Origin of the sequence: Falsibacillus pallidus (genome assembly GCF_003350505.1) — a bacterium.
Lineage (GTDB): Bacteria > Bacillota > Bacilli > Bacillales > DSM-25281 > Falsibacillus > Falsibacillus pallidus.
This window is the reverse complement of the sequence record NZ_QQAY01000005.1, coordinates 78,983-100,473: the sequence shown is the minus strand read 5'-3', so window position 1 is coordinate 100,473 and position 21,491 is coordinate 78,983. Positions and strand designations below refer to the sequence as shown.

At 45.9% G+C, this 21,491-nt stretch carries 19 protein-coding genes; 10 read left to right on the top strand and 9 right to left on the bottom strand.

What is annotated here, in order from left to right; all coding sequences use genetic code 11:
• The first annotated feature begins 60 nt into the window (after nucleotides 1-60).
• The 4 genes from DFR59_RS10870 to DFR59_RS10855 all read left to right on the top strand — a co-directional run bounded on the left by DFR59_RS10870 (nucleotide 61) and on the right by DFR59_RS10855 (nucleotide 5,114).
• The gene (locus tag DFR59_RS10870; RefSeq protein ID WP_158538364.1) at nucleotides 61-744 is read left to right on the top strand and encodes a PspA/IM30 family protein; all 684 of its coding nucleotides are present in this window, start codon (nucleotides 61-63) and stop codon (nucleotides 742-744) included.
• Nucleotides 745-757: 13 nt separating this feature from the next.
• Nucleotides 758-1,291 carry an NfeD family membrane protein gene (locus tag DFR59_RS10865; protein ID WP_114745662.1) on the top strand — a complete coding sequence of 178 codons (534 nt, stop codon included), beginning with the start codon at nucleotides 758-760 and terminating at the stop codon, nucleotides 1,289-1,291.
• A 27-nt stretch (nucleotides 1,292-1,318) separates the two neighbouring features.
• On the top strand, nucleotides 1,319-2,869 hold the full coding sequence (locus DFR59_RS10860; protein ID WP_114745661.1) for a flotillin lipid rafts scaffold protein FloT: 1,551 nt from the start codon (nucleotides 1,319-1,321) through the stop codon (nucleotides 2,867-2,869).
• 301 nt (nucleotides 2,870-3,170) lie between these two features.
• A complete protein-coding gene (locus tag DFR59_RS10855; RefSeq protein WP_245948456.1) occupies nucleotides 3,171-5,114 on the top strand; it encodes a phospholipase D-like domain-containing protein in 1,944 nt (647 codons plus the stop codon).
• Nucleotides 5,115-5,364: 250 nt separating this feature from the next.
• Here DFR59_RS10855 and DFR59_RS10850 read toward each other — a convergent pair whose 3' ends face one another.
• From DFR59_RS10850 to DFR59_RS10835, 4 genes are all read right to left on the bottom strand, one after another.
• Nucleotides 5,365-6,018, bottom strand: coding sequence for a class F sortase (locus tag DFR59_RS10850; RefSeq protein WP_114745659.1), 654 nt, complete (start codon nucleotides 6,016-6,018; stop codon nucleotides 5,365-5,367).
• Between the two features lie 64 nt (nucleotides 6,019-6,082).
• Complete coding sequence (locus tag DFR59_RS10845; protein WP_114745658.1) at nucleotides 6,083-7,429, bottom strand: copper amine oxidase; 1,347 nt, start codon at nucleotides 7,427-7,429, stop codon at nucleotides 6,083-6,085.
• 319 nt (nucleotides 7,430-7,748) lie between these two features.
• The gene (locus DFR59_RS10840) at nucleotides 7,749-8,516 is read right to left on the bottom strand and encodes an anti-sigma factor (RefSeq protein WP_114745730.1); all 768 of its coding nucleotides are present in this window, start codon (nucleotides 8,514-8,516) and stop codon (nucleotides 7,749-7,751) included.
• The gene (locus DFR59_RS10835; RefSeq protein WP_114745657.1) at nucleotides 8,506-9,072 is read right to left on the bottom strand and encodes an RNA polymerase sigma factor; all 567 of its coding nucleotides are present in this window, start codon (nucleotides 9,070-9,072) and stop codon (nucleotides 8,506-8,508) included. Before DFR59_RS10835 ends, DFR59_RS10840 begins: the two co-directional genes overlap by 11 nt.
• 184 nt (nucleotides 9,073-9,256) lie before the next feature.
• Between DFR59_RS10835 and DFR59_RS10830 the strand changes: the two genes are divergently transcribed.
• The 4 genes from DFR59_RS10830 (at nucleotide 9,257) to DFR59_RS10815 (ending at nucleotide 12,449) form a co-directional block, all read left to right on the top strand.
• A complete protein-coding gene (locus tag DFR59_RS10830) occupies nucleotides 9,257-9,721 on the top strand; it encodes a hypothetical protein (RefSeq protein WP_245948455.1) in 465 nt (154 codons plus the stop codon).
• A 392-nt stretch (nucleotides 9,722-10,113) separates the two neighbouring features.
• Nucleotides 10,114-10,641: a helix-turn-helix domain-containing protein gene (locus DFR59_RS10825; RefSeq protein WP_114745656.1), complete on the top strand. Its 528-nt coding sequence runs from the start codon at nucleotides 10,114-10,116 to the stop codon at nucleotides 10,639-10,641.
• Nucleotides 10,642-10,674: 33 nt separating this feature from the next.
• Complete coding sequence (locus DFR59_RS10820) at nucleotides 10,675-11,640, top strand: alpha/beta hydrolase family protein (protein WP_245948454.1); 966 nt, start codon at nucleotides 10,675-10,677, stop codon at nucleotides 11,638-11,640.
• The gene (locus DFR59_RS10815; protein ID WP_114745655.1) at nucleotides 11,640-12,449 is read left to right on the top strand and encodes a YhfC family intramembrane metalloprotease; all 810 of its coding nucleotides are present in this window, start codon (nucleotides 11,640-11,642) and stop codon (nucleotides 12,447-12,449) included. The genes DFR59_RS10820 and DFR59_RS10815 overlap by 1 nt, the downstream gene beginning before the upstream one ends.
• A 187-nt stretch (nucleotides 12,450-12,636) precedes the next feature.
• Here the strand turns inward: DFR59_RS10815 and mreBH are convergent, their stop codons facing one another.
• The 4 genes from mreBH to DFR59_RS10795 all read right to left on the bottom strand — a co-directional run bounded on the left by mreBH (nucleotide 12,637) and on the right by DFR59_RS10795 (nucleotide 17,298).
• Nucleotides 12,637-13,644 carry a rod-share determining protein MreBH gene (gene mreBH / locus DFR59_RS10810; protein WP_114745654.1) on the bottom strand — a complete coding sequence of 336 codons (1,008 nt, stop codon included), beginning with the start codon at nucleotides 13,642-13,644 and terminating at the stop codon, nucleotides 12,637-12,639.
• Nucleotides 13,645-13,961: 317 nt separating this feature from the next.
• Nucleotides 13,962-15,617 carry a methyl-accepting chemotaxis protein gene (locus tag DFR59_RS10805; protein WP_114745653.1) on the bottom strand — a complete coding sequence of 552 codons (1,656 nt, stop codon included), beginning with the start codon at nucleotides 15,615-15,617 and terminating at the stop codon, nucleotides 13,962-13,964.
• 12 nt (nucleotides 15,618-15,629) lie between these two features.
• Nucleotides 15,630-16,613 (bottom strand): BMP family lipoprotein, encoded by a 984-nt coding sequence (locus DFR59_RS10800; protein WP_114745652.1) that lies wholly within the window; start codon nucleotides 16,611-16,613, stop codon nucleotides 15,630-15,632.
• Between the two features lie 181 nt (nucleotides 16,614-16,794).
• Entirely contained in the window at nucleotides 16,795-17,298 is a 504-nt protein-coding gene (locus DFR59_RS10795; protein WP_114745651.1) for an acyl-CoA thioesterase, read from the bottom strand.
• Between the two features lie 289 nt (nucleotides 17,299-17,587).
• Here DFR59_RS10795 and hutH point away from each other — a divergent pair, with 289 nt between their 5' ends.
• Entirely contained in the window at nucleotides 17,588-19,108 is a 1,521-nt protein-coding gene (hutH, locus tag DFR59_RS10790; RefSeq protein ID WP_114745650.1) for a histidine ammonia-lyase, read from the top strand.
• A 72-nt stretch (nucleotides 19,109-19,180) separates the two neighbouring features.
• On the top strand, nucleotides 19,181-19,888 hold the full coding sequence (locus tag DFR59_RS10785; RefSeq protein ID WP_114745649.1) for a polysaccharide deacetylase family protein: 708 nt from the start codon (nucleotides 19,181-19,183) through the stop codon (nucleotides 19,886-19,888).
• 382 nt (nucleotides 19,889-20,270) lie between these two features.
• Here DFR59_RS10785 and DFR59_RS10780 read toward each other — a convergent pair whose 3' ends face one another.
• Nucleotides 20,271-21,464 carry a NupC/NupG family nucleoside CNT transporter gene (locus tag DFR59_RS10780; RefSeq protein ID WP_114745648.1) on the bottom strand — a complete coding sequence of 398 codons (1,194 nt, stop codon included), beginning with the start codon at nucleotides 21,462-21,464 and terminating at the stop codon, nucleotides 20,271-20,273.
• Nucleotides 21,465-21,491: the final 27 nt, after the last annotated feature.

Here is a 21,491-nt window from a genome sequence, read left to right as displayed (position 1 = left end):
CTCCTTCGTAGATAAGGTATGAAAGCGAATCGCTTCGCCAAATACGAAGGAGGTTTTATTATGTTCGAATTGTTCAAACGGGTCAAAACGGTTGTAGCAGCAGAATTGCATGCCATGGTGGATAAAGCGGAAAACCCGGTGCATTTAATGGACCAATATTTGCGGGAGATGAACCAGGAGGTTTCGGAGGCGGAACGGGCGACTGCCAAAATGATTGCGGAGGAAAGGCTCCTTGGAAAAAAGATAGTCAATCAGAAAGAGCTGCTTGATATGAGGCAATCGCAGGCAGTGGAAGCCCTGCAAACGCAGAAAGAGGACTTGGCCAAAAAAGTGATTGAAGATAAGATGAGGCTGCAAAAAGAGCTGGTGCAGCTGGAAGAGCTCCATACGATGACACTGCAGCACGTTGTGGACTTGAAGGAAAAGCTCAGCGTGATGAAAAGTGAGTACCGTGAGATGGAATTAAAGAGAAATACACTAGCGGCAAGGGCGCAGGCAGCTCAAGCAAAATCGTCTATCAATCAAGCACTTTCAACTTCCAACTCGGAAGGAGCCAAGAGCGGATTTGCCAGAATGGAAGAAAAAGTGGCAAGGGAAGAAGCAAATGCCCAAGCGTGGGAAGAGTTGAATGGCGGGAACCGCTCCCTCGAAGAAGAATTGAAAGAATGGACATTGGAGAATGAAGTAGAGGCAGAGCTGAATAAGTTAAAAAGTATGATAAAAGAAGAAAAACAATCCAGCTAAGGGATGAGAAGAGATGGAGCTTTTTGGAACGGCGATTGAGAGCATTTATTTAACAATACTAATAGTTTCAGGAAGTTTAATTGTGCTCTATGTTCTCTTCAGCGATCTTCTTCATGCCATTCATGGAATTGCGGATCCCGGAGGATGGATCAATCCGGCAGTCGTCCTCGCATTTTTCACATTTGTATCGGCAAGCGGCTATATCCTGGAGTTCGCTACAGGACTTGGAAGCATGACGATCCTGGTAATTTCCATATTGATCGCCCTTGTCCTGGATTCGATATTGAATATCTTTGTGTTTATCCCATTATCAAGGGCGGAGGAATCGCTCGGCTACACGGAGGATTCGTTAAGAGGCAGGATAGGCAAAGTCATTCTCAGCATCCCGGTCGATGGATATGGGGAAGTATTGATTGAAAGCAAGAGCGGCGTCATTGCCAAATCGGCAAAAAGCTTTGATGAGGAAAGCATTACAGAAGGCACCAGAGTGCTGATCATAGATGTAAAACAGGGAGTGGTTTTTGTTTCTCCCCAGGAAGAACTATAAAAAAGACAGAACAGGGAGGATGCACATATGGGTATGATATGGATCATAATTGGGATTGCAGCATTTTTAATTCTTGCTCTTATCGGGGTATTCGTTACAAAATATCGGACGGTCGGACCGGATGAGGCGCTGATCGTCACAGGAAGCTATCTTGGCGGAAAGAACGTCCATGTGGATGAATCCGGCAATAAAATCAAAATCATTCGAGGCGGAGGAACATTTGTCCTGCCTGTGTTCCAACAGGCAGAGCCGCTGAGTCTCTTATCAAGCAAACTGGAAGTCACAACGCCTGAAGTATACACAGAACAGGGTGTGCCGGTCATGGCGGATGGTACGGCCATCATCAAGATCGGTGGTTCCATCGGAGAAATTGCGACAGCAGCAGAGCAGTTTCTCGGAAAGTCGAAAGAAGACCGGGAAAATGAAGCGAAAGAGGTGCTCGAGGGACATCTGCGTTCCATACTCGGTTCGATGACTGTTGAAGAAATCTATAAAAATCGAGATAAATTTTCACAGGAAGTCCAAAGGGTCGCATCACAGGACCTTGCCAAAATGGGGCTGATCATCGTCTCATTCACCATCAAAGATGTCCGCGATAAAAACGGCTATCTTGATTCTTTAGGGAAGCCAAGGATCGCACAGGTCCGCAGGGACGCAGACATCGCAACCGCTGAAGCAGAAAAAGAGACGCGGATCAAGCGTGCAGAAGCGGCCAAGGATGCTAAGCGTGCTGAGTTGGAGCGCGCCACAGAAATCGCTGAAGCGGAAAAAGAGAACCAAATGAAGATTGCGGATTACCGCCGCGATCAGGACATTGCCAAGGCTCGCGCCGATCAGGCATATGATCTGGAAACAGCCCGCTCCAAGCAGGAAGTAACGGAGCAGGAAATGCAAATCCGCATCATCGAGCGCCAAAAGCAGATCGAACTCGAGGAGAAAGAAATCCTTCGCAGAGAGCGCCAGTACGATTCAGAGGTGAAAAAGAAAGCCGATGCCGACCGCTACGCTGTTGAGCAGGCAGCATCAGCTGAAAAAATGAAGCAGATGGCAGAAGCCGATGCGAATCAATACCGCATTGAATCATTGGCGAAAGCTGAAGGTGAAAGAGTCAGGATCGACGGGATCGCCAAAGCCGATGCCCAGCGTGCACAAGGGGAATCTGAGGCAGAAATCATCCGCCTCAAAGGGGTTGCGGAAGCTGAAGCGAAGCGGAAGATTGCCGAAGCGTTCGAGCAGTTCGGGCAAGCAGCCATACTCGACATGGTGCTTAAAATGCTTCCGGAATATGCGAAGCAAATCGCGAGCCCGCTCAGCAATATCGATAAAATTACGGTGGTGGATACAGGCAGCGACGGAAAGAACAGCGGCGCCAATAAGGTGACGGGATATGCAACGAACCTTATGTCCACATTGCAGGAGTCGCTCAAGGCTTCCTCCGGGATTGATGTAAAGAACCTATTGGAGAACCTCTCCGGAAAAGGGAACGTGCGTCAAAGCCTCGATGAAATAACTTATGAAATGAAGCAGTCCAATCAACAGTTGTCGGCTTCTAAGGAAAAAGAAGAAAAAGGTGAATAATGACGAAAAGGGGTTATAGAAGGTATACAATGAAAGATTACCCTAAATACTTTTACCAATATCCACCATATAAAAAAGCTTGAGGTACATACCTCAGGCTTTTTTGCTGCAATAAACAGTCGTTTGGAACTACATATCAAAAGCCGATGGATTTTATTTCAAGATAAACACATCCATTTACCTTTAAGCCTTTACAAAAAATCAATAAATGACGGAACTATCTGCCTATTTATCTACAAAATTCGACATGTTTAAATTAATATTGGAACGTTTTCCTAAATCAAACAAAAGAGGTGGAGAAGTGAAAGCATTATTATCTAGTATTATGTCTTTAGCAATTATCACTGGTACTTTTTTGATTCCAGCCAACGTGAAGGAAGCGTCAGCGGCAACAGCCGGCGACGTCGTCGTGAACGAAGTGGCATGGATGGGAACGACAACTTCTTATAACGATGAATGGATGGAACTCTACAATCCGACTTCATCAGATATTGATTTATCCGGATGGTCGCTCAAGACCCAGGATGGTTCAGTCAGCATCAATCTTACAGGTACCATTCCTGCGAAAGGATACTTCCTTTTAGAACGCACGGATGATGATACGGTGCCATATCTGGCAGCAGATATGATTTACTCTGGAACACTTGGAAACTCAGACGAAGCTCTGGAACTCTATGATTCTCAAAACAGCCTCATTGATTCAGTCAATGCCTGGTATGCAGGAGACAACACGACAAAAGCAGCGATGGAGCGCATCGACCCTGCAGCTGACGGCAATTCCTCTTCAAATTGGAGAAGTTCTACAACTTCTTATAACGGCGGATATGGAACACCGAAGGCCCTTAATTCGGGATCTGCCAAAACCACTGAACACATCAATCACGTAAGCGAAGATCTTGGCGCCATCAATGTGTATTTCAACAAGAGTGCACTCACACAGTATGCGTCAGCAGGAAACGAAGCCAATTACAACGTCAATTTAGAAAATCGCTTAATCAAACGATTGAACAGTGCCACAAAATCAATCGATCTAGCTACATATGAAATTAATCTTCCACGTATTATCGACACACTTATGCAAAAAGCAGCGCAAGGCGTGCAAGTCAGAATTTTAGCGGATGCAAAAGATGCAACAGATCCGAACTATATAGAACGATACGAAACAATGCGCCTCGATCTGGAAAAGATGGAGCGGGGAGAAGACGGCGTCCTTGGAACAAGCGATGATGTCCATATCTTCTCTGATTCGCCGATGTTTGCTGTAGAGGATGCGGCGAAAAGGTCTCAATACGGGCTTCCTTCAGATCTATCGGATATCCCAACTCAAACGGTTATGGTAGGGAATACATCCACGACAGGGCATCTCTTTGTAAATGGCGAAGAGAAGTCAGCTGGAGCCTATTATTCTCCTGGCCACCAAATGCATAACAAATTCGCGAACATTGATAACGAATGGATCTACACCGGAAGCTGGAACTTCACAGTGACAGGCCTGTACGGCGACGATGCAAACATGGAGCAGGGAATTTTAGATGGAAATCAGCAGCATTCTGTTGAAATCCACTCTCCTGAGATGGCAGCAGCCTACCTGACAGAATTCAATGAAATGTGGGGAAGCAGCACGACACAGCCGGATGCAGCTGCAGCCAACTTCAACACACGTAAAGTAGACAACACTCCGCACGTCTTTACCATCGGCGGAAAAAAAGTAGAATTGTATTTTTCCGGCGGGGACGATGCATTGGGGCATCTGGCCAACCTTGTGAAAAATGAAGCAGACTACAGTGCATATTTCACGATTTTTGCCTGGAGCGACCAAGCGCTTGTCGATGAATTGAAAAATAAATGGGAAGGCTCCTACCTTGATCAAACCGGAACATTGACCGGCTTCGATGTGAAGGGTGTCTATGACTCCAGCTACTGGAACCAATGGTGGTCTGCGAGCGTGGAAATGAGAGGGGTTACGGCATCCCAATCCTCAACCGACAATCCAAATACTCGCTGGAACAACCCGGCGCCGGTATTCCCGGATAACGAAACAAGAAAAATGCATGCGAAGACAATGATCATCGATGCAGATACAACAAGCGATCCGACCGTTGTGGTGGGATCAACGAACTGGAGCACAAACGGCAACACGAACAACGACGAAAACATGCTGATCATCCATGACACAGCAATTGCCAACCAATTTGTACAAGAATTTGATGCACGCTATGTGAGTGCAGGCGGGCAAGTCAACTAAAACAAGCAAAAAAGCAGCCTTCTGAGTCCTAGGGGGCTGCTTTTACTGTTTTTTGGGGGAGGCGGGGGGCTCTATGCGCCAGAAAATGGTGCTTATGCGCGGGAAGTGCCAGGCTATGCGCCAATTTCTGGCGTTATGCGCGGGAAAACGAGGTCTATGCGCGAAAAAGACCATCTTATGCGCCAGAGCAGGATTACCTGCCGTCATTCGACAAAATTCGGGTCGTGCTTGTGCTCACTTCTAACTTCTATCACTCACTATCTTTCAGCTTAGAATAAACGACGAGCCGCTTGGAGTTTTCGGTTGTGACGGGATCGTATTTTCCGGCACAGGTAATCAAATTGAGATTGCTGCTGTAGGAGAAGCCGAATATGTTTTTCACGGGTGATTCGTCGCGTACGTATGTTTCGACGCCGGTCACTTCAAATACACGCTTTTCGTTGTTTTCACCAGTTACGATGATTTCATCGCCTGCTTTTAATTCTTTCAGGTAATAGAAGACGGCGGGTCCTTTTTTACTGTCAACGTGGCCATCGATGACGGCATTACCGGGTTCGCCCGGTTTATACCCGCCTTCATACCAGCCTGTACCTTCAAAGCTTGCCGGCACGTCCATTTTTCCATTGGAAAGGAGGCCGACTTTATCCACTTTAGCGTCCACGCCGATCACCGGGATTTCAATCCTTACAGGGACAATGCCGGTCCGTTCATCCTTGATGATTTTATCGGCATAGGCGGATGGGGCAGTGGTCGTAGAGATTTCATGAGAGTTTTTATGCACAGGGACTTCGCGTCTGTGGCTTTCTTCATTATCGGGAGATTGGTTCCCTGATGTGACAAATCCAGCTGCAGCGAGGGACAGGGCAATTGCGAAAAAAAGAAGGGATAAGTGCTTTAGTTTCATTGTGGATGCTCCTTTCTATAGAGTGATGAAAGGAGGGGGAGGCCCCTCCTTCTACTCTACTAAATTAAGATTGTTTCGCAGCTTTTTTGCGTAATGCAAGAGTCGTAGCCCCAGCTGCTGCAAATAGACCTGCAAGAAGGTATTCAAATGGTACTTGGCTGTCTTCTTGTGATGTACCGCCCATACCTGTTTTAGGCATTTGAGATGGCATTTCGCCCATGAATTTGTCAGGGAACTGGTCGACAAATGCAGAGGAAAGGCCTTTAGCAGGCATCAGCATATGTGCATATGCTTCACGGACTTGAGTATACGCCTGATCATAGTCTCCAGCCGCATAGCTGTCGAATGCACCAGTCAATTGTTTAACATGTTCCTGAAGGCCGTCTGCAAGTGCACCTGCTTCGACTCTTCCTTCTGTTGCGGATTCAATGAATTTGGAGAAGTCTGTGCGGTAGCCGTCAAGATTTTTCAACGCTTCCTGCTTTTTCGCATCGTCATTGGCAGCAGATGCCTTTACATAATCGACGAAGAATCCGATATGTTTTGTCCACATATCTTTAAATTGCTGCCCTGCTTCATCGCCGTAAACAGAAGCGATGGCTTTCGATAGATCATCTGTATTGGCAGCCAATGCGTCGGCAGAAGCTTGGAAGTCTTTTGAACCATCCAATCCGTTTTGCATCGCATCAACCGCAAGGCCGGCATGCTCTGTCAATAAGTGGTTAAGTGTTGAACGCAATTCGACTGCTGGCGTCACAGCCATTGTATTATCGAATTTATCGGGATATTGCATAGTGATGGCGTTGGATAGCCCTTTTGATACCATTGCCATGTGGGCAATCGCCTGGCGCTCATAATCGTATGCTTTGGCGTAGTCTCCAGCCACATAGCTGTCGAATGCACCGATCAATTGTTTAATATGCATTTGAAGCCCTTCAGCTAATGAGTTGGCTTCGAGCCGCTTGCCTGTTGCGTTGGCAAGGAAGTTGGCGAACTCGCCGCTGTAGCCATCGAGTTTCTTCAATGCTTCATCTTTTTTGGCCTGGTCATTGGCGCCGGTTGCTTTTACATAGTCAACGAAGAAACCAATATGGTTTTTCCAGATCATATCAAATTGCTTTCCTGCCTCGGCTCCGTAAACAGATGTAATGGCTTTGGCAAGATCATCGGCGTTGGCGTTCAATGCATTTGCGGAAGCTTGGAAGTCTTTTGCTCCTTCAGCGCCTTTGCGCATTGCTTCAACTGCTAAGTATGCGTGCTCAGTCAAAAGCTGGTCCAGGGAAGTCCTTAACTCAGCTGCTGGTGTTGTAACGGATGGTTTCGCTTGCTCAGCTGCAAATGATGTTGCCGTAACAGGAAGGACTAATGACATGCTTAGTGGGATAGCTAGAATGGATTTGCGGATTTTCATATTGAATCTCTCCTTTTTTGTTTGTTTTTCAAATAGATAACGAAGGAGGATCACAGTTGGATCACTTTTTTATAAAAAACTTTCAAAAAAGTGATAAAAAAGTTTTGCAAAATGCTGTTTTCGTAACTAGTGTCGTTAAAATCTTACTGCCGATTTTAACGCGAAATTAGCTGTTTAGTGCGTTGCAATTTAGTATCCAGGCTCTTTTGAGCTATATACGCTATTTTGATTGCGTAAGTGAACCTGCTTTAATGACTAATGCCACAAACTTTGAGAAAAGAGCCTTGCAAAAAGAAAAAACCAGCAGATTCTGCTGGTTTTAGAGGTTGGATGCGAGCACCATTTCGCCTTTTGGCGTCTGGCTGTCAGCATTTGGTTCAAGGGTGATGGCTACCGTATCCCATTGGGAAAGGTCTTGGTCTTTTTTGTCGGTCATCGTGTAGACGACCGTTCCAGTTCCATCATCTGAGGTGGTGAATGTTCCGGCACGATATGGCTTGTCGTTCTTGATGAGCCATACTTGATAAACCTCATCTGACTTCAGTGACTTCAGCTGGGATGCTTGAATGACCATGCTGACATTTCCGTTCTGTTTGACAAATGATGCGGTTCCTGCCGCATTTCCATCAACAGGGTTCAGTGCCAGCTGTCGGACGATGTGGTCGATGGCAGCGGTTTTAGGCTGCTCGGGTTCTTTCTGCATCTGTGAGCCTAGATAAAAGTTTGCCCCGAGTGACAGGAATAGGGCAGCCGCCATTGCCGGGATGAGCCATTTCCGTTTCGATGATTTTTTCTCCCTTGCTGTTTCCAGTGGGGTCGGATTTTCAAAAACGGAAGGTGATGTAATTGTAGACGAAGCCTCTTCATCATCTTCAAATACTCGCGTAAGGACACGTTCTTTCATACCTTCAGGAGGGGTAATAGGTTCTGTTTGAAAAGCCAGGTCGCCGGTCAATTCGATCAGTTCTTCCAGCTCTTCGCGGCATTCCGGACATTCTTTGAGATGCTCTTCGAATGCTTTTGTCTCTTCGTCTGTGAGGCTATGGTTAAAATAATCGATTAGATTTTCACAAAGGTTAGTATTCATTTGATCCCCCTCCTTCCTTTTCGATGATGGTCCGCAAATGTTTCAATGCGAGCCTGATCCTTCCTTTGACAGTTCCTAAAGGCAATCCAGTCGAGTCAGAAATTTCTTTATGTGTGCGCCCTTTAAAATAGAAAAGGTCAATGATTTTTTGCTGCTCCTCTTTGAGTGATTTGACAGCGCGTCGAATCACCGTCCGCTTCTCTTTCCATTCAGCCAGGTCTTCAGGAGTTGTTTCATCCACCTGAAGCGAATCATTTTCTATATATTCGTAGGACTGATTGTTCTTTTGCTTCCGCAGTACATCAAGCGCAGTGTTCCTCGTCATGGTGATCAGCCAGGAGGAAAATTTCCCTTTTTCATTCGAATAGGGGGCATGTTCCCGCCAGAGCTTAATGAACACTTCTTGAATGACATCTTCGGCATGCTGCTGGCTGCCGGTCATTTTATACGCGAATGAGTACAGAAGCTTTTCGTATTTATCGTATAATGCTTCCAATGCGCTTTTGTCTTTCTGGCGCATTCTCGTATAAAGTTCAATATCCTTAATGTCGGACATAGCGTCCTCCTTTTTTTAGCAGTATGAATAACTCCATCATACTAAAAAACATGGACACTGCTCAAATTTTCTATATGCAGTAAACGATTGGAAAGCGGTTTTGGATCACTTTTTCATGGAAATAAAGGGATTGACCTATTCTTGGCGAATAAAAAAATAGGATTGAAAAACAGGGGGGATTTATGTGGCAACAGAAGTGAAAATTGAAAAGACAGCATCTGAATATCACCGCGAGCTCGCGGTCAAATATTTTAATAGCGTATGGGATCTGATGGAGAAGAAGGAAAGAACAATAGAGGAAACGGATGAAATGATTCATATGGCGCATGCATCCAGGCATCACTGGGGCATCGTCGGAGCACCAATTAATCTGGCAAGGGGAGAATGGCAGGTTTCACGTGCATACGCGGTCGCAGGAAGGGCAGAGCCTGCTCTGTACCACGCACAGCGCTGCCTCGATATTTGCCTGGAGAAAGGCATGGGTGATTTCGACTTGGCGTTTGCCTACGAAGCATTGGCGCGAGGATATAAAATAGCAGGAAACGATGTGCTGAAAGAAGAGAACCTGCAGCTGGCAAGGGAAGCAAGCCAAAACATTGCCAAAAAAGGCGACCTCGAAGTATTGCTCGCTGACCTGGCGACCATCTAAGCTGCGAAAATCATAAGAAATAATGGAGGGACTCCGGAAGCGGGGTTCCTATTTTTTTCGGGGAAAGATAAGTGGAAGCTCCTTGAGGGGATGGGATTTCAATAAAAAAGGATAGTTGAGGGGTAGAGCTGAAAAGTTGAGGGGTTACGCCGGAAAGTTGAGCGGTTGCGTAGAAAAGTTGAGCGGTTAACCCCAAAAGTGCGCCGGTTAGCCCCAAAAGTTCAGAGCAAATCCCCCCAGATGCCGCTCCTCACCCCCTTGAAAATGGGAAATTTCCGGATCCAACTTGACATTCTCAAAAAATGTATTATTATCAAAAATGAGAACAAAAAATATTTTTTGGGTTCATTATTATCAAAAGTGATAATAATCTTAAATTGAAGGGAGATCCCATGAATACTTCCAAGGCAAAAATTTTAATGCATCCAGTCCGTATCAAAATCATCCAACAGCTTGCCAATGGAAATCGAATGACTGTTCAGCAAATCGCCAATCGACTTGATAAGGTATCGCAGGCCTCCTTATATAGACACCTCAATACACTGTTAGAGGCGGAGATGATTCAAGTCGTCGAGGAAAATCAGATCCGAGGAACGGTTGAGAGGGTGTATGCCATCAAGTCGCCGACGATCCATACAGCGGATGACTTGAAGGCATTATCGAAAGAAGAGCATTTGAATTTATTCATGACATTTCAAGCCTATCTTATGGGACAGTTTGAAAATTACCTGGACCGGGGAGACATCGACCTCCCGAGAGACGGGGTCAGCTATCGGGTTGCGAGCATTAATCTGTCCGATGAGGAATTCGCAGACCTTACAGGAAAGCTTGCTTCACTATTAATGGAAGCCATGAAAAATGAGCCCTCAGAAGAACGGAAACCAAGACAAATCGCCAACATCATCATTCCAGAAAAATGAGTGATGCCTAAGAAGAACAAAGGGGAAATTGGGATGAAAATGAATGTGAAGGAAAATGAGATAGAGATACAGGGAGAACATCCGATATTCGGAACGATATCCATACCAGAAGGGGAAGAAATTTATCCTGCGGTTCTGATCATTGCCGGATCGGGTGCAATCGACCGCAATGGAAATGGGCCAAAGGGGAAGTTCCAATTCAATCTTTACAAAGAACTGGCTGGAAGGATTGCTGAATTGGGCTTTATCGTGCTCAGATATGACAAGAGGGGTACGGGAAAAAGCACGAAGGATCTGCTATCAGCGGGAATGTGGGACCTGGTGGATGATGCGGAGAGGTGCTTGCTGTATTTAAAAGAACATCCCCAGGTGGATCAAGACCGCATCATCGTTATAGGCCATAGTGAAGGGACTATTCTTGGTACAGCCCTTTCAGAGCGCCAAAAGATCAATGGGCTGATGCTGGTATCAGGCGGCGTGGCCAATTTAGACGAGTATCTGAAGCATCAAAGGAAGCTTGCCTACAGAGAGCTGAGGAACTCGAAGGGCCTCAAGGGAATGTTGATGAGGAAATTGATCAATGAAGAAAAAGAGGAAAAGAAGGCAGCCAAGCTGATGGATAAGATGTTTCAGTCCAAGAAGCCTGTCTATAAAGTGAGTGGTCTCATCAAGCAGCCTGCAAAGTGGTTCAGGGAGCATTTTTTATATGATCCGAGAGAGGGACTGAAAAAAGCGGATTTCCCCGTATTCGCCATTCACGGGGATAAAGATGCCCACGTCGATCCTGCGATTTTGAACGAACTTCCGGAACTGGTGAAGGAGGATGCAGAATTTCACATCATCCCCGGCATGGAGCATGGCATGCGGGTCCAGCAGGAGGAGATGGAAATCCTTAAGCTGAAAAAGCTCTATAAAAACATTTCATCCCGCCCGTTTCATGAGGACGGATTCAGGGTCTTAACGAATTGGCTTGTCACACATTATAAGGGGGTATCGTAATGGTCAGTACAGCAACCATCATTTCTATGTTTGTTCCGATCTTGTTCTCATTTGCTTTATTTATCACCATGATCATCACGGCTAAAAAGAAAATGGGGATAGAAGTAAAGCCTCTCATCCTTGGGGCAGTTGGATTTATCGTATTTTCACAGGTGCTTGAAAAAGTCCTGCATGTTATTGTCATTAACATGTTTCCTAATTATGCTGACCATCCGGTATGGTTCGGCTTATACGGCGGGTTTGCAGCGGGGATCTTTGAAGAAATGGGACGCTTCATTTTATTTGTCTGGCTGCTCAAAAAATTCCGGGATTACAAGTCTGGTATTTCATTCGGGATTGGCTGGGGTGGAATCGAGGCTATCCTGCTTACACTGATGATTGTGGTGCCGAACATCATCTTCGCCTTCATGTTGAATGCAGGTGTGCTTGATTCAACGATTGGAAAAGACTTGCCGGCTGAAACTTTGAAGACGCTAAAGGACGGACTGCTGAACAACGGTGTATCTTTCTATCTATTAGCCTGCGTTGAACGCTTCGCAGCTGTTTTCATGCAGCTTGCCTTCTCGCTCCTCGTATTGCTTGGAGTGAAAAAGAAGAAGTTCTCTTATGTGGTTTATGCGATCATCATCCATGCGGCAGTAGACTTCCCGTTGGTTTTTGTACAGACAGGCCACTTCAAAAACCTGTGGGCAGTGGAAACCTACGTGGCCATTCTTGGACTGCTGGGAATCTATTTCATGAAAAAGATACGGAAGCAGTTTGACGATGATTCTCAAGTGACAATTGACCATAGCGCTTCGGTGAAATAAGAAAAGCGGGCACTTCCGAGGAAGTGTCCGCTTTTTTAGAGAGTAGAAATTCTCAGGGTAATAAATCTATCCAGCTCCAGCGCCCAGCCCCTCGAGATCATAAGCCGTACCTCTACGGAAATCAGGATTTCCTTCGAGTTCCGTCTTATGCTGGTCGGGGCTGATCAGGTCGCTTGCGCTTTTAAAATTATCGTGCTGCTTTTTGAAGTTTGTGGATCACTGTTAATGAACGTCCTGTTCCGATAGCAACGGATTCCAATGGGCTTGCTGCAAGGTGTACAGGAACGACGATTTCTTTGCTCAACCAATCCTGCATGCCGTTTAAGAGCGCACCGCCGCCTGTCAGGATAACTCCGCGGTCAACGATGTCGCCGCTTAATTCTGGAGGACAGTTTTCCAGTGTAGCACGGATTGTTTCAAGAACATGAAGCAATGATTCTTTCAATGCAGTTTGAATTTCAGATGATACAAGGGCAATCGTCTTTGGAAGACCTGTAACAAGGTCGCGTCCGCGGATGTCCATTGTCATTTCATCATGTTCGATCAATGCGTAGCCGATTTCCATTTTGATTGTTTCAGCCGTTCTTTCCCCGATGAGGAGGTTGTATTTTTTACGGACGTATTGAATGATATCTTCGTCCATTTGGTCTCCGCCGATACGGATGGTATTGCAAGTGACCACACCGCCGTAAGAAATGATCGCTACTTCCGTTGTACCTCCGCCGATGTCAACAATCACGTTGGCAACAGGCTCATCAACCGGAAGATCTGCACCGATGGCAGCCGCTACAGGTTCTTCGATAAGATGGACTGTTTTAGCACCGCTGTTTTTAACCGCATCATGGATAGCGCGGCGCTCAACAGACGTAGCTCCGGATGGAGTACATACAACGACATTTGGCTTGCGGATGGAGAAGCCAAGCTTTTTGCCGGCGTACTTCATGATTTGCTTCAGCATTTCAGTAGTGATGTCATAATCAGCGATGACGCCATCTTTCAAAGGACGCACTGCGACGATTTTTCCAGGAGTTTTCCCAATCATGCTTTTTGCCTCGGCACCGACAGCCAGGACATTTTTGGTTTCTGTATCAATCGCCACAACGGACGGTTCGTTTAAAATGATTCCTTTGTTTTTGCTATATACTAAAATGTTTGCAGTTCCTAAATCAATACCAATTTCAGAATTTGAGAACATATGTATTCACCCTACCTTTTTGAATTCGACACTCATAATCCTTCTTACGATTATAGGAGATTTTTGTCGGTACGTAAGGTAGTAGTTTATGGAAGAAGATGTTTGTTACAAAACCCATATTTTTCATAGAAGCGATTAAACCATTGACAGCACAGGATAAAGCTTCAGGACAGTGAAGGGGAGGCGTTTCGTGTTACGGAATTTTAAAGGGAATGTAATAATTGGCATCCTGCGAAAATGCGCTTTATGTGCATATTTTTGGATAAAAATAGAAAAGCGGGCACGACTGAATATCGTACCCGTAGGTTGGCAGAAAGTTAAAGGGTGAATTTATCCATTTCTTTTTTCATATTCTCCGTCATTTGGTGGAGGGTGCTGATCAGTTCATTCAAGTGATTGAATGAGCGAAGCTGTTCATCTGTAGAAGCAGAAATTTCTTCGGTGCCGGCTGCCGCCTCTTCAGTCACGGCACTGATGTTTTCAATGGCTGCCAGGATGTCGCTGCTTTTGTGGCTTGAATCCTGGAGTTTAGAAACGAGTTCATTCAATTGGCTGAATATCGAATTGACCGAAGTGGAAATCGATTCGAACGATTGGCCCGTTTCTTCCATGGAATGAACCTGGTCGACGGAGATTTCCTGGCCGTTTTGCGCGGCGCCGATGACGTGCTGAATCCCATCCTTAATGTTCTTTACCATATCTGTGATCAATTTAGTCGCTTTGGAGGAATCCTCTGCAAGCTTGCGGACTTCTTCAGCCACAACGGCGAATCCTTTTCCAGCTTCCCCTGCACGGGCAGCTTCAATCGCAGCGTTGAGGGCAAGAAGGTTCGTCTGCTCTGCAATCTGATTGACAGAAACTGCTGCATCTTCTATCTGGCCCGTATAATTTCTGAATTCTGCCACAGCCTGGCTGATTTCGGAAGAAGACTGAGCCATTTGATCTGAAAGGGACTTCTGTTTTGTAAGAGATTGCTTCCCAATTTCCACTGACTCGAGGGCTTCCTTGCTTTTCGATAAGGATTCGAGGCTCTCTTGTACATTTTGTTCAAATGCTTCACGCATGACTGAAGTATGAATGGCAGTTGACTGGATTTCATCTGACATGGACTGGCTCCCTTTGGAGAGCTCTTCAGTTGAAGCTGCGACTTGATTGCTGATTTCCGTCAGGTTGAACATTTGCTTTGTTACACCTTCAGCAAATTCCTGGACGTCTTCTCCGACTTTTTCGATGGACTGTACCGTATCGCGGAGGTTCATGACCATTTGGGAGAAAGCTGCTGCAAGCTTGTCCAATTCATATTTGGATTGCGGCTTTCCGGACTCCATCTGGATGGAAAGATCGCCTTGCGCCACTCGTTCCGCATTTTTAACCATTGTGTTGACCGGTTTGACAATGCGGTTGGATAGAACCCACGATAAGATCAGGGAAAGAACGACTAACAGGATGCTTCCAATGATGGAAAACAGGATAATGAAGCCGATTTTGGCCTTTGTTTTATCAAGATTGGCTTTGTACAGCTCATTTGCCTGCTTATTCAAGAGAAAAACATCATTCAAAATACCGGAAACACGCATGGCCTGACGGTTTACAGCAGGTTTATTTTGGTTCTCCAGTGCTTTGGACGATTCGTTTGACAACTCCGTGTATTTTTCGCTGATTTTCTTCAACAGTGCTTTTTGTTCAGGCGCCTTCAATTGTTTTGTAAGGGACTGAAGGGATGCATTGCTATTGTCTAAGCTCGTTTTGGCTTCTGCCAAATTGGCATCGGATGGGTTGAACGAATAATTGGACAACCCTTGCTTTGTGCTGGTCAAATCACCTCTGAATTTTTCGACGCCGACAAGGATGCCAGCATCGTTTTTAGAGGAATTTTGAATAAGCATGACCTGGGAAGTAATGAAAAAAATCATGAGAATCGCGAGCACCAATGGAATGAGTCCCAGTAAATTCAAACGAATGCGAAGGTTCATAATCTGTCTCCTTTAATCATTTTCAGGTATTGGAATTTCTCCGTGGATCAATTTGTTTTTTGCCTCATCCAGCTTTTCTAAATCTCCTGGAGTCAATTGGATGAGTGTGAACGGTGCAAGGCCCACGCCGTTTTCTTTAAGGCCAAGCTCTTCAGGACTCATATCGATGCGGCCATTTTTGTTGAATTCTTTCGCTAAGTTGTAAACGACGGTATCGATGTTTTTCATCATCGAAGTGACGATCGATTTTTCGGCAATAAAATGCTGATCGCTGTCGACTCCGGCTGAATAGATGCCTTTTTTCTCAGCTGCCTTTAGTGCTCCAACTCCTGTGAAACCAGCTGCTGGGTAAAGGAAGTCTGCCTTGTTTTTCATTTGCTTCTCAGCAAGCTCCGTTCCTTTCTTGTCATCGCTGAACGTATCTGCAAAATCGACTAGGACGTTTATGTTCGGATCGATATAATGAGCACCTGCCGTGTAGCCGTTTTTGAATTTTTGGATGACAGGGGCTTGTGCTCCTCCGATAAATCCGATTGTATGGGATTTCGTAGTCATCGCCGCGGCCATTCCGACAAGGAAGCTTCCTTCTTGTTCTTTAAATGTGATGGACTTGATGTTTTTGACAGTAGACATCCCGTCGATAAGAACGAAGCGCTGATCCGGATGCTTTTTGGCGACAGCTTCGAGTGCAGGCTGAGCTGAAAAGCCAAGGCCGATGATCAGGTCATTACCTTGTTTGACGAGCTCTTCAAGGGCTTTCTCTTCGTTTCCGTTAGGAGCTTCCCTATAGTCAAAAAGAAATCCGAGTTCATCCCTGGCTTTTTCGAGTCCTTTAAAAGCGGAATCGTTGAATGACCCGTCCCCAAGCCCCGTGTCGGAAAGCAATATGCCGATATGGTACTCCTTTTTATCAGCCGCTGCCTGATCTGACTTTACAGAACACCCGGATAAGACAAGGGTGAACACACTTAATATAAGTAATAAAAATTTATACATTTGTATCTCCTTCCAACCATTATGTAAAAGTTTCCAATGTTGTCTTTTTTTATATCGGTCAAAATAAACACTTTATTAGGGGGAAATTAATAGTCGGAATAGAAGAAATAGTGCGGAAGGTTTGGAGGGGGTTTTGAAGACACAAAAAAACCGGCACATAAAACTGTACCGGTTTTTTTGTCTATTCTCTTGCAAAGAATCGTGCAAGCTCTGCGCTTTCGTTTTTGCGGGTCTTGCGGTGCTCTGCACGTCTGAGCGCAGTTTCATTGAGCCAAAGTTCTTCCTGAGTTTCCGGAACAATCTGAGGAACAGGAGCAGGCTTTCCGTTTTCGTCGAGTGCTACGAATGTCAGGAAGGAGAGGGCAGCGACTGCTTTTTCGCCAGTGAGCAATCTCTCCGAAGTCACTTTCACGAAAACTTCCATGGAGCTTCTGCCAGTCCATGTGACCATGGCCTCAAGCGTAACGGCATCACCGCCGCGGATGGGCTCAAGGAAGTCGACGGAGTCAGTCGAAGCTGTAACGACCGGATTGCGCGCCAATCTATATGCACTGATGGAAGCAATATCATCTATGTAAGCCATCAGCTTACCGCCAAATAGTGTTCCATGATGATTGGTGTCTGGGGGAAGAACGTGGCTCGTCTTTATGGCCAATGTGTCCCTCATGAATTTTTTTTCTCTCATCAGATCACCCTTTTCTATTGAATTACTACCTTTTATTATACCCTTCGTAAAGCGAGAAAAAACTAATATGCTCAAGGATATATTGACATAATGAAAGAAAACGCATACACTGGGAAAAAGACTCTGTATTTTTAGAATATTTCGTTTATAGGGTGTTGATTACCATGAAAATGTATAAAAATGGCCGGATGGCCGAAGAACGGATAAATAGAGGCATGATCGATTAACCAGCCGGTTTCGATCATGCCTCTTTCTTTATTTTGGTAAATCATTAGAGGGGTGCTATAAAATGGTGGAATTAAACGGCAGCACATTGACATTAAAGGATATTAAGGCGGTTCTTTTTGACAAGGCAATGGTTTCAGCTTCTCCGGCAAGCATGGAGCGGGTGGTGAAAAGCAGGGCAGCGGTGGACCGGATTGTCGAGCAGCAGAAGGTCGTCTATGGCATCAATACTGGTTTTGGAAAATTCAGCGATGTCCTCATCAATGCTGAGGATGTGGAAGAATTGCAGCTGAATTTAATCCACTCCCATGCATGCGGAGTAGGGGAGCCGTTTCCGGAAGAAGTGTCGAGAGCGATGCTCCTTTTGCGCGCCAATGCCTTGATCAAAGGGTATTCCGGAGTGCGTCCTGTCATCATTGAACGGTTGATTGACCTGATCAATGCGGAGATTCATCCGGTGATCCCGCAGCAGGGTTCTTTGGGGGCAAGCGGGGATCTTGCACCGCTTTCCCACTTAGCTCTTGTTCTGATGGGGGAAGGGGAAGTTTTTTATAAAGGGGAAAGGATCCCTGGGATACAGGCGCTGTCCAAAGAAGGAATTGCCCCAATTGTGCTTCAGGCAAAAGAAGGGTTGGCTTTGATCAATGGAACCCAAGCTATGACGGCAATGGGTGTGGTCAATTACCTCGAGGCAGAGCAGGTGGCGCTCGAGAGTGAAATGATTGCTTCAATTACAATGGAAGCACTTCGCGGAATTATGGATGCATTTGATGAAGATGTCCATTTGGCACGGGGCTATTCGCAGCAGACAGAAGTGGCAAAGAGGATCAGGGAGTATCTGTCCGACAGCGGATTGACCACGTCGCAAGGGGAAATCAGGGTGCAGGATGCCTATTCCTTAAGATGCATCCCGCAGGTCCATGGAGCTTCCTGGCAGGCGCTTGATTATGTGAAAGAAAAGCTGGAGATCGAAATCAATGCGGCGACAGACAACCCGTTGATATTTGACGATGGCGCGAAAATTATTTCCGGGGGGAACTTTCACGGGCAGCCGATTGCTCTAGCCATGGACTTCATGAAAATTGCGGTCGCAGAACTCGCCAATATTTCCGAGCGGAGAATCGAGCGGCTGGTGAATCCGCAGCTGAATGATCTGCCGCCATTTTTGAGCCCACAGCCCGGTCTGCAATCAGGAGCCATGATCATGCAATACGCGGCAGCTTCACTTGTTTCGGAAAACAAAACGCTGGCTCATCCGGCAAGCGTCGATTCCATCCCGTCATCTGCCAATCAGGAGGACCATGTCAGTATGGGGACGATCGGTTCGAGGCATGCCCATCAAATTATCCAGAATGCGCGGAGGGTCCTCGCCATTGAACTGATCTGTGCACTCCAGGGAGCAGAATTCCAAGGAGTAGAGAAAATGGCGAGCAGGACGAGAGTGTTTTATGACAAATCGCGCGAGATCGTCCCTTCGATTACAAAGGACCGCATATTCTCCAAGGACATCGAAGCGGCTGCTGTTTGGCTGAAGGAGCTGGACTGGGCGGCGTATGGTTTGACTCGAGCGGAAGCGAAGGCTTAAGGGGGAAAAAAGCAGGCATCTTTAAAGGAATTAGTATAAAATGAGGGAAATGAAAAAAGAAAGGCTAGTCATATGAAAAAGAAATTAATGATTTTTGCTGTCACTGTGCTGATTATTTTCTTGCTGCTTTTCGGCCTCTATAAATTGATGAACGCCCGGACATTTCAGCTGTTCGGAGGTTTGATCGATCATGTGGATACGAAGCAGAAAGTCGTCGCCCTGACATTTGACGACGGTCCGACAGAAAATGTGGATGAAATACTGCCGCTATTGGATCAGTATAACGCCAAAGCAACATTCTTCCTTATCGGCCGTGAAATGAAGCAGAATCCCGTGGAGGCAGAGAAGATTGCACAGGCCGGGCATCAAATCGGGAACCATACGTATTCGCATAACCGGATGATTTTTAAATCACCTGGCTATATTCGGGACGAGATTGAGAAAACGGATAAGTTGATCCGGGAAGCCGGCTACAAAGGAGAAATCGATGTCCGCCCACCGAATGGGAAGAAGATAGTCGGACTCCCCTACTACTTGTGGAAGCATGATAGGGATACGATTATGTGGAGCCTCGAACCGGATACTTATTTTACGAAGGTCTCTGACAAACTGGATTATGTAAAAGAAAACGTGCAGCCGGGATCGATCATCCTGATTCACGCAATGTATGACCATACTGGAGATGAACTTAAGGTTATAAAAGAGATTTTGGATGACCTTTCTAAAGAAGGGTATACATTTGTGACCGTCAATGAGCTGCAGAAGATGAGTGGAAAATAAAAACCTCGCCAATTTGGCGAGGTTTTTTTGTGGGGCATAGTGTGGAATGTGCTTATTTGGAGAATGTTTCGGGGGGAGGGACGTGCAACATTGCGGATAGTGCCCTTTGTGTTTGGCTGCGGAGGGTGAAGGGCAGGAATGTGGTTAGATGGTGCCCTTGGAAAGGTGAAGGGAGGTGTGAAGGTATCGAAAGAGGTTGGAAAGTGCCCGTAATCAGGTCAAAAGCAAAATGAAGGTCATGAAAGAGATAGAATACAGCCCGTAATATGGCGCAGGACCGGATGAACGTCATGAATGAAGAATTACGGGCTCATATAAGGGAGCACACAAAAAAACAGGAGACAAAGCGAAATGTTCCGCCGTTGTCTCCTGTCTTAAATTCTTACATAAACATTCCTACGAAGATCGCCGTGATGAAGCTGGCAAGTGTTCCTCCGACGATTGCTTTTAGGCTTAGTTTCGCCACAAGCGGACGTTTGGATGGTTCAAGGGAACCCAGTCCGACAATCAATTGTCCGATTGAAGACAGGTTGGCGAAGTTGCAAAGGGCAACAGATAGGATCGCCACTGTTTTAGGGGACAATTGATCGGAAATCTTAGTCAGGTTGTCATAGGCAACGAATTCATTGATGGACATTTTTGTTCCAATGATGGATGCGGCTTTGAAAGCTTCGTCCACCGGTACGCCGACCAACAATGCAAATGGGTAGAATGCGTAGCCCAAAATCATGGACAGGCTTGTGTGGAATAGTCCGAGCACACCGTTGACAAGTGCAAGGATCCCGATGAAGGCAATCAAGAGGGCACCGATATTGATGGCAAGCTGCACGCCGTTGACCGCACCGTCTGCGATGGCTTCAAAGATATTCGTATGATCTGTCTTAGCCATTTTGATGTTGTCATTTGTCTCGGATACTTCTGTTTCTGGTTCCATCAGTTTTGCCATGATCAAGGAAATGAGCGGCACGCTGAATACAGAAAGAAGGAGGTATTTCATATCGATTCCCATCAGGGAGTAGCCGACAAGGATGGCGCCGCTCGCAGAAGCCGTTCCTCCAACCATGACAGCGAACGTTTCAGAACGGGTCAAAAATTTAAGATAAGGCTTGATCAAAAGCGGTGCTTCAACGATTCCCAAAAATGAATTTCCGACTGCATTGAAAGTTTCCACTTTTGTTGTACCGAGCAATTTTCCAAGTGTGACCCCGATGACGCGGACAATAAGTGGAAGAACGCGCAAATAATAAAGAGCAGAAATAAGGGCAGAGATGAAAATTATGACCGCCAGCACGTTAATCGCAAAAACAAACGTGATGTGCGTTCCTTTATCGAAGAAACCTCCGAATACAAACTGGATACCTTCATTGCTGAAATCAATGACTTTTTGCACCCCAAGGGCTGCTTTTTCTAAAAAAGTCTTCCCGACTGGGACTTTCAGAACGAATAAAACAAATAATGCTTCCAGAACCATTCCAATAAGGATGGTGCGCCAAGGGATGATAGATTTCTTGCTGCTGAGCAGCCAGCCAAGGAATAAAACACCGATTAAACTGAGTATGCCTAATAAAATGTCCATAATGACCTCCTAGATGATTGCGATTTC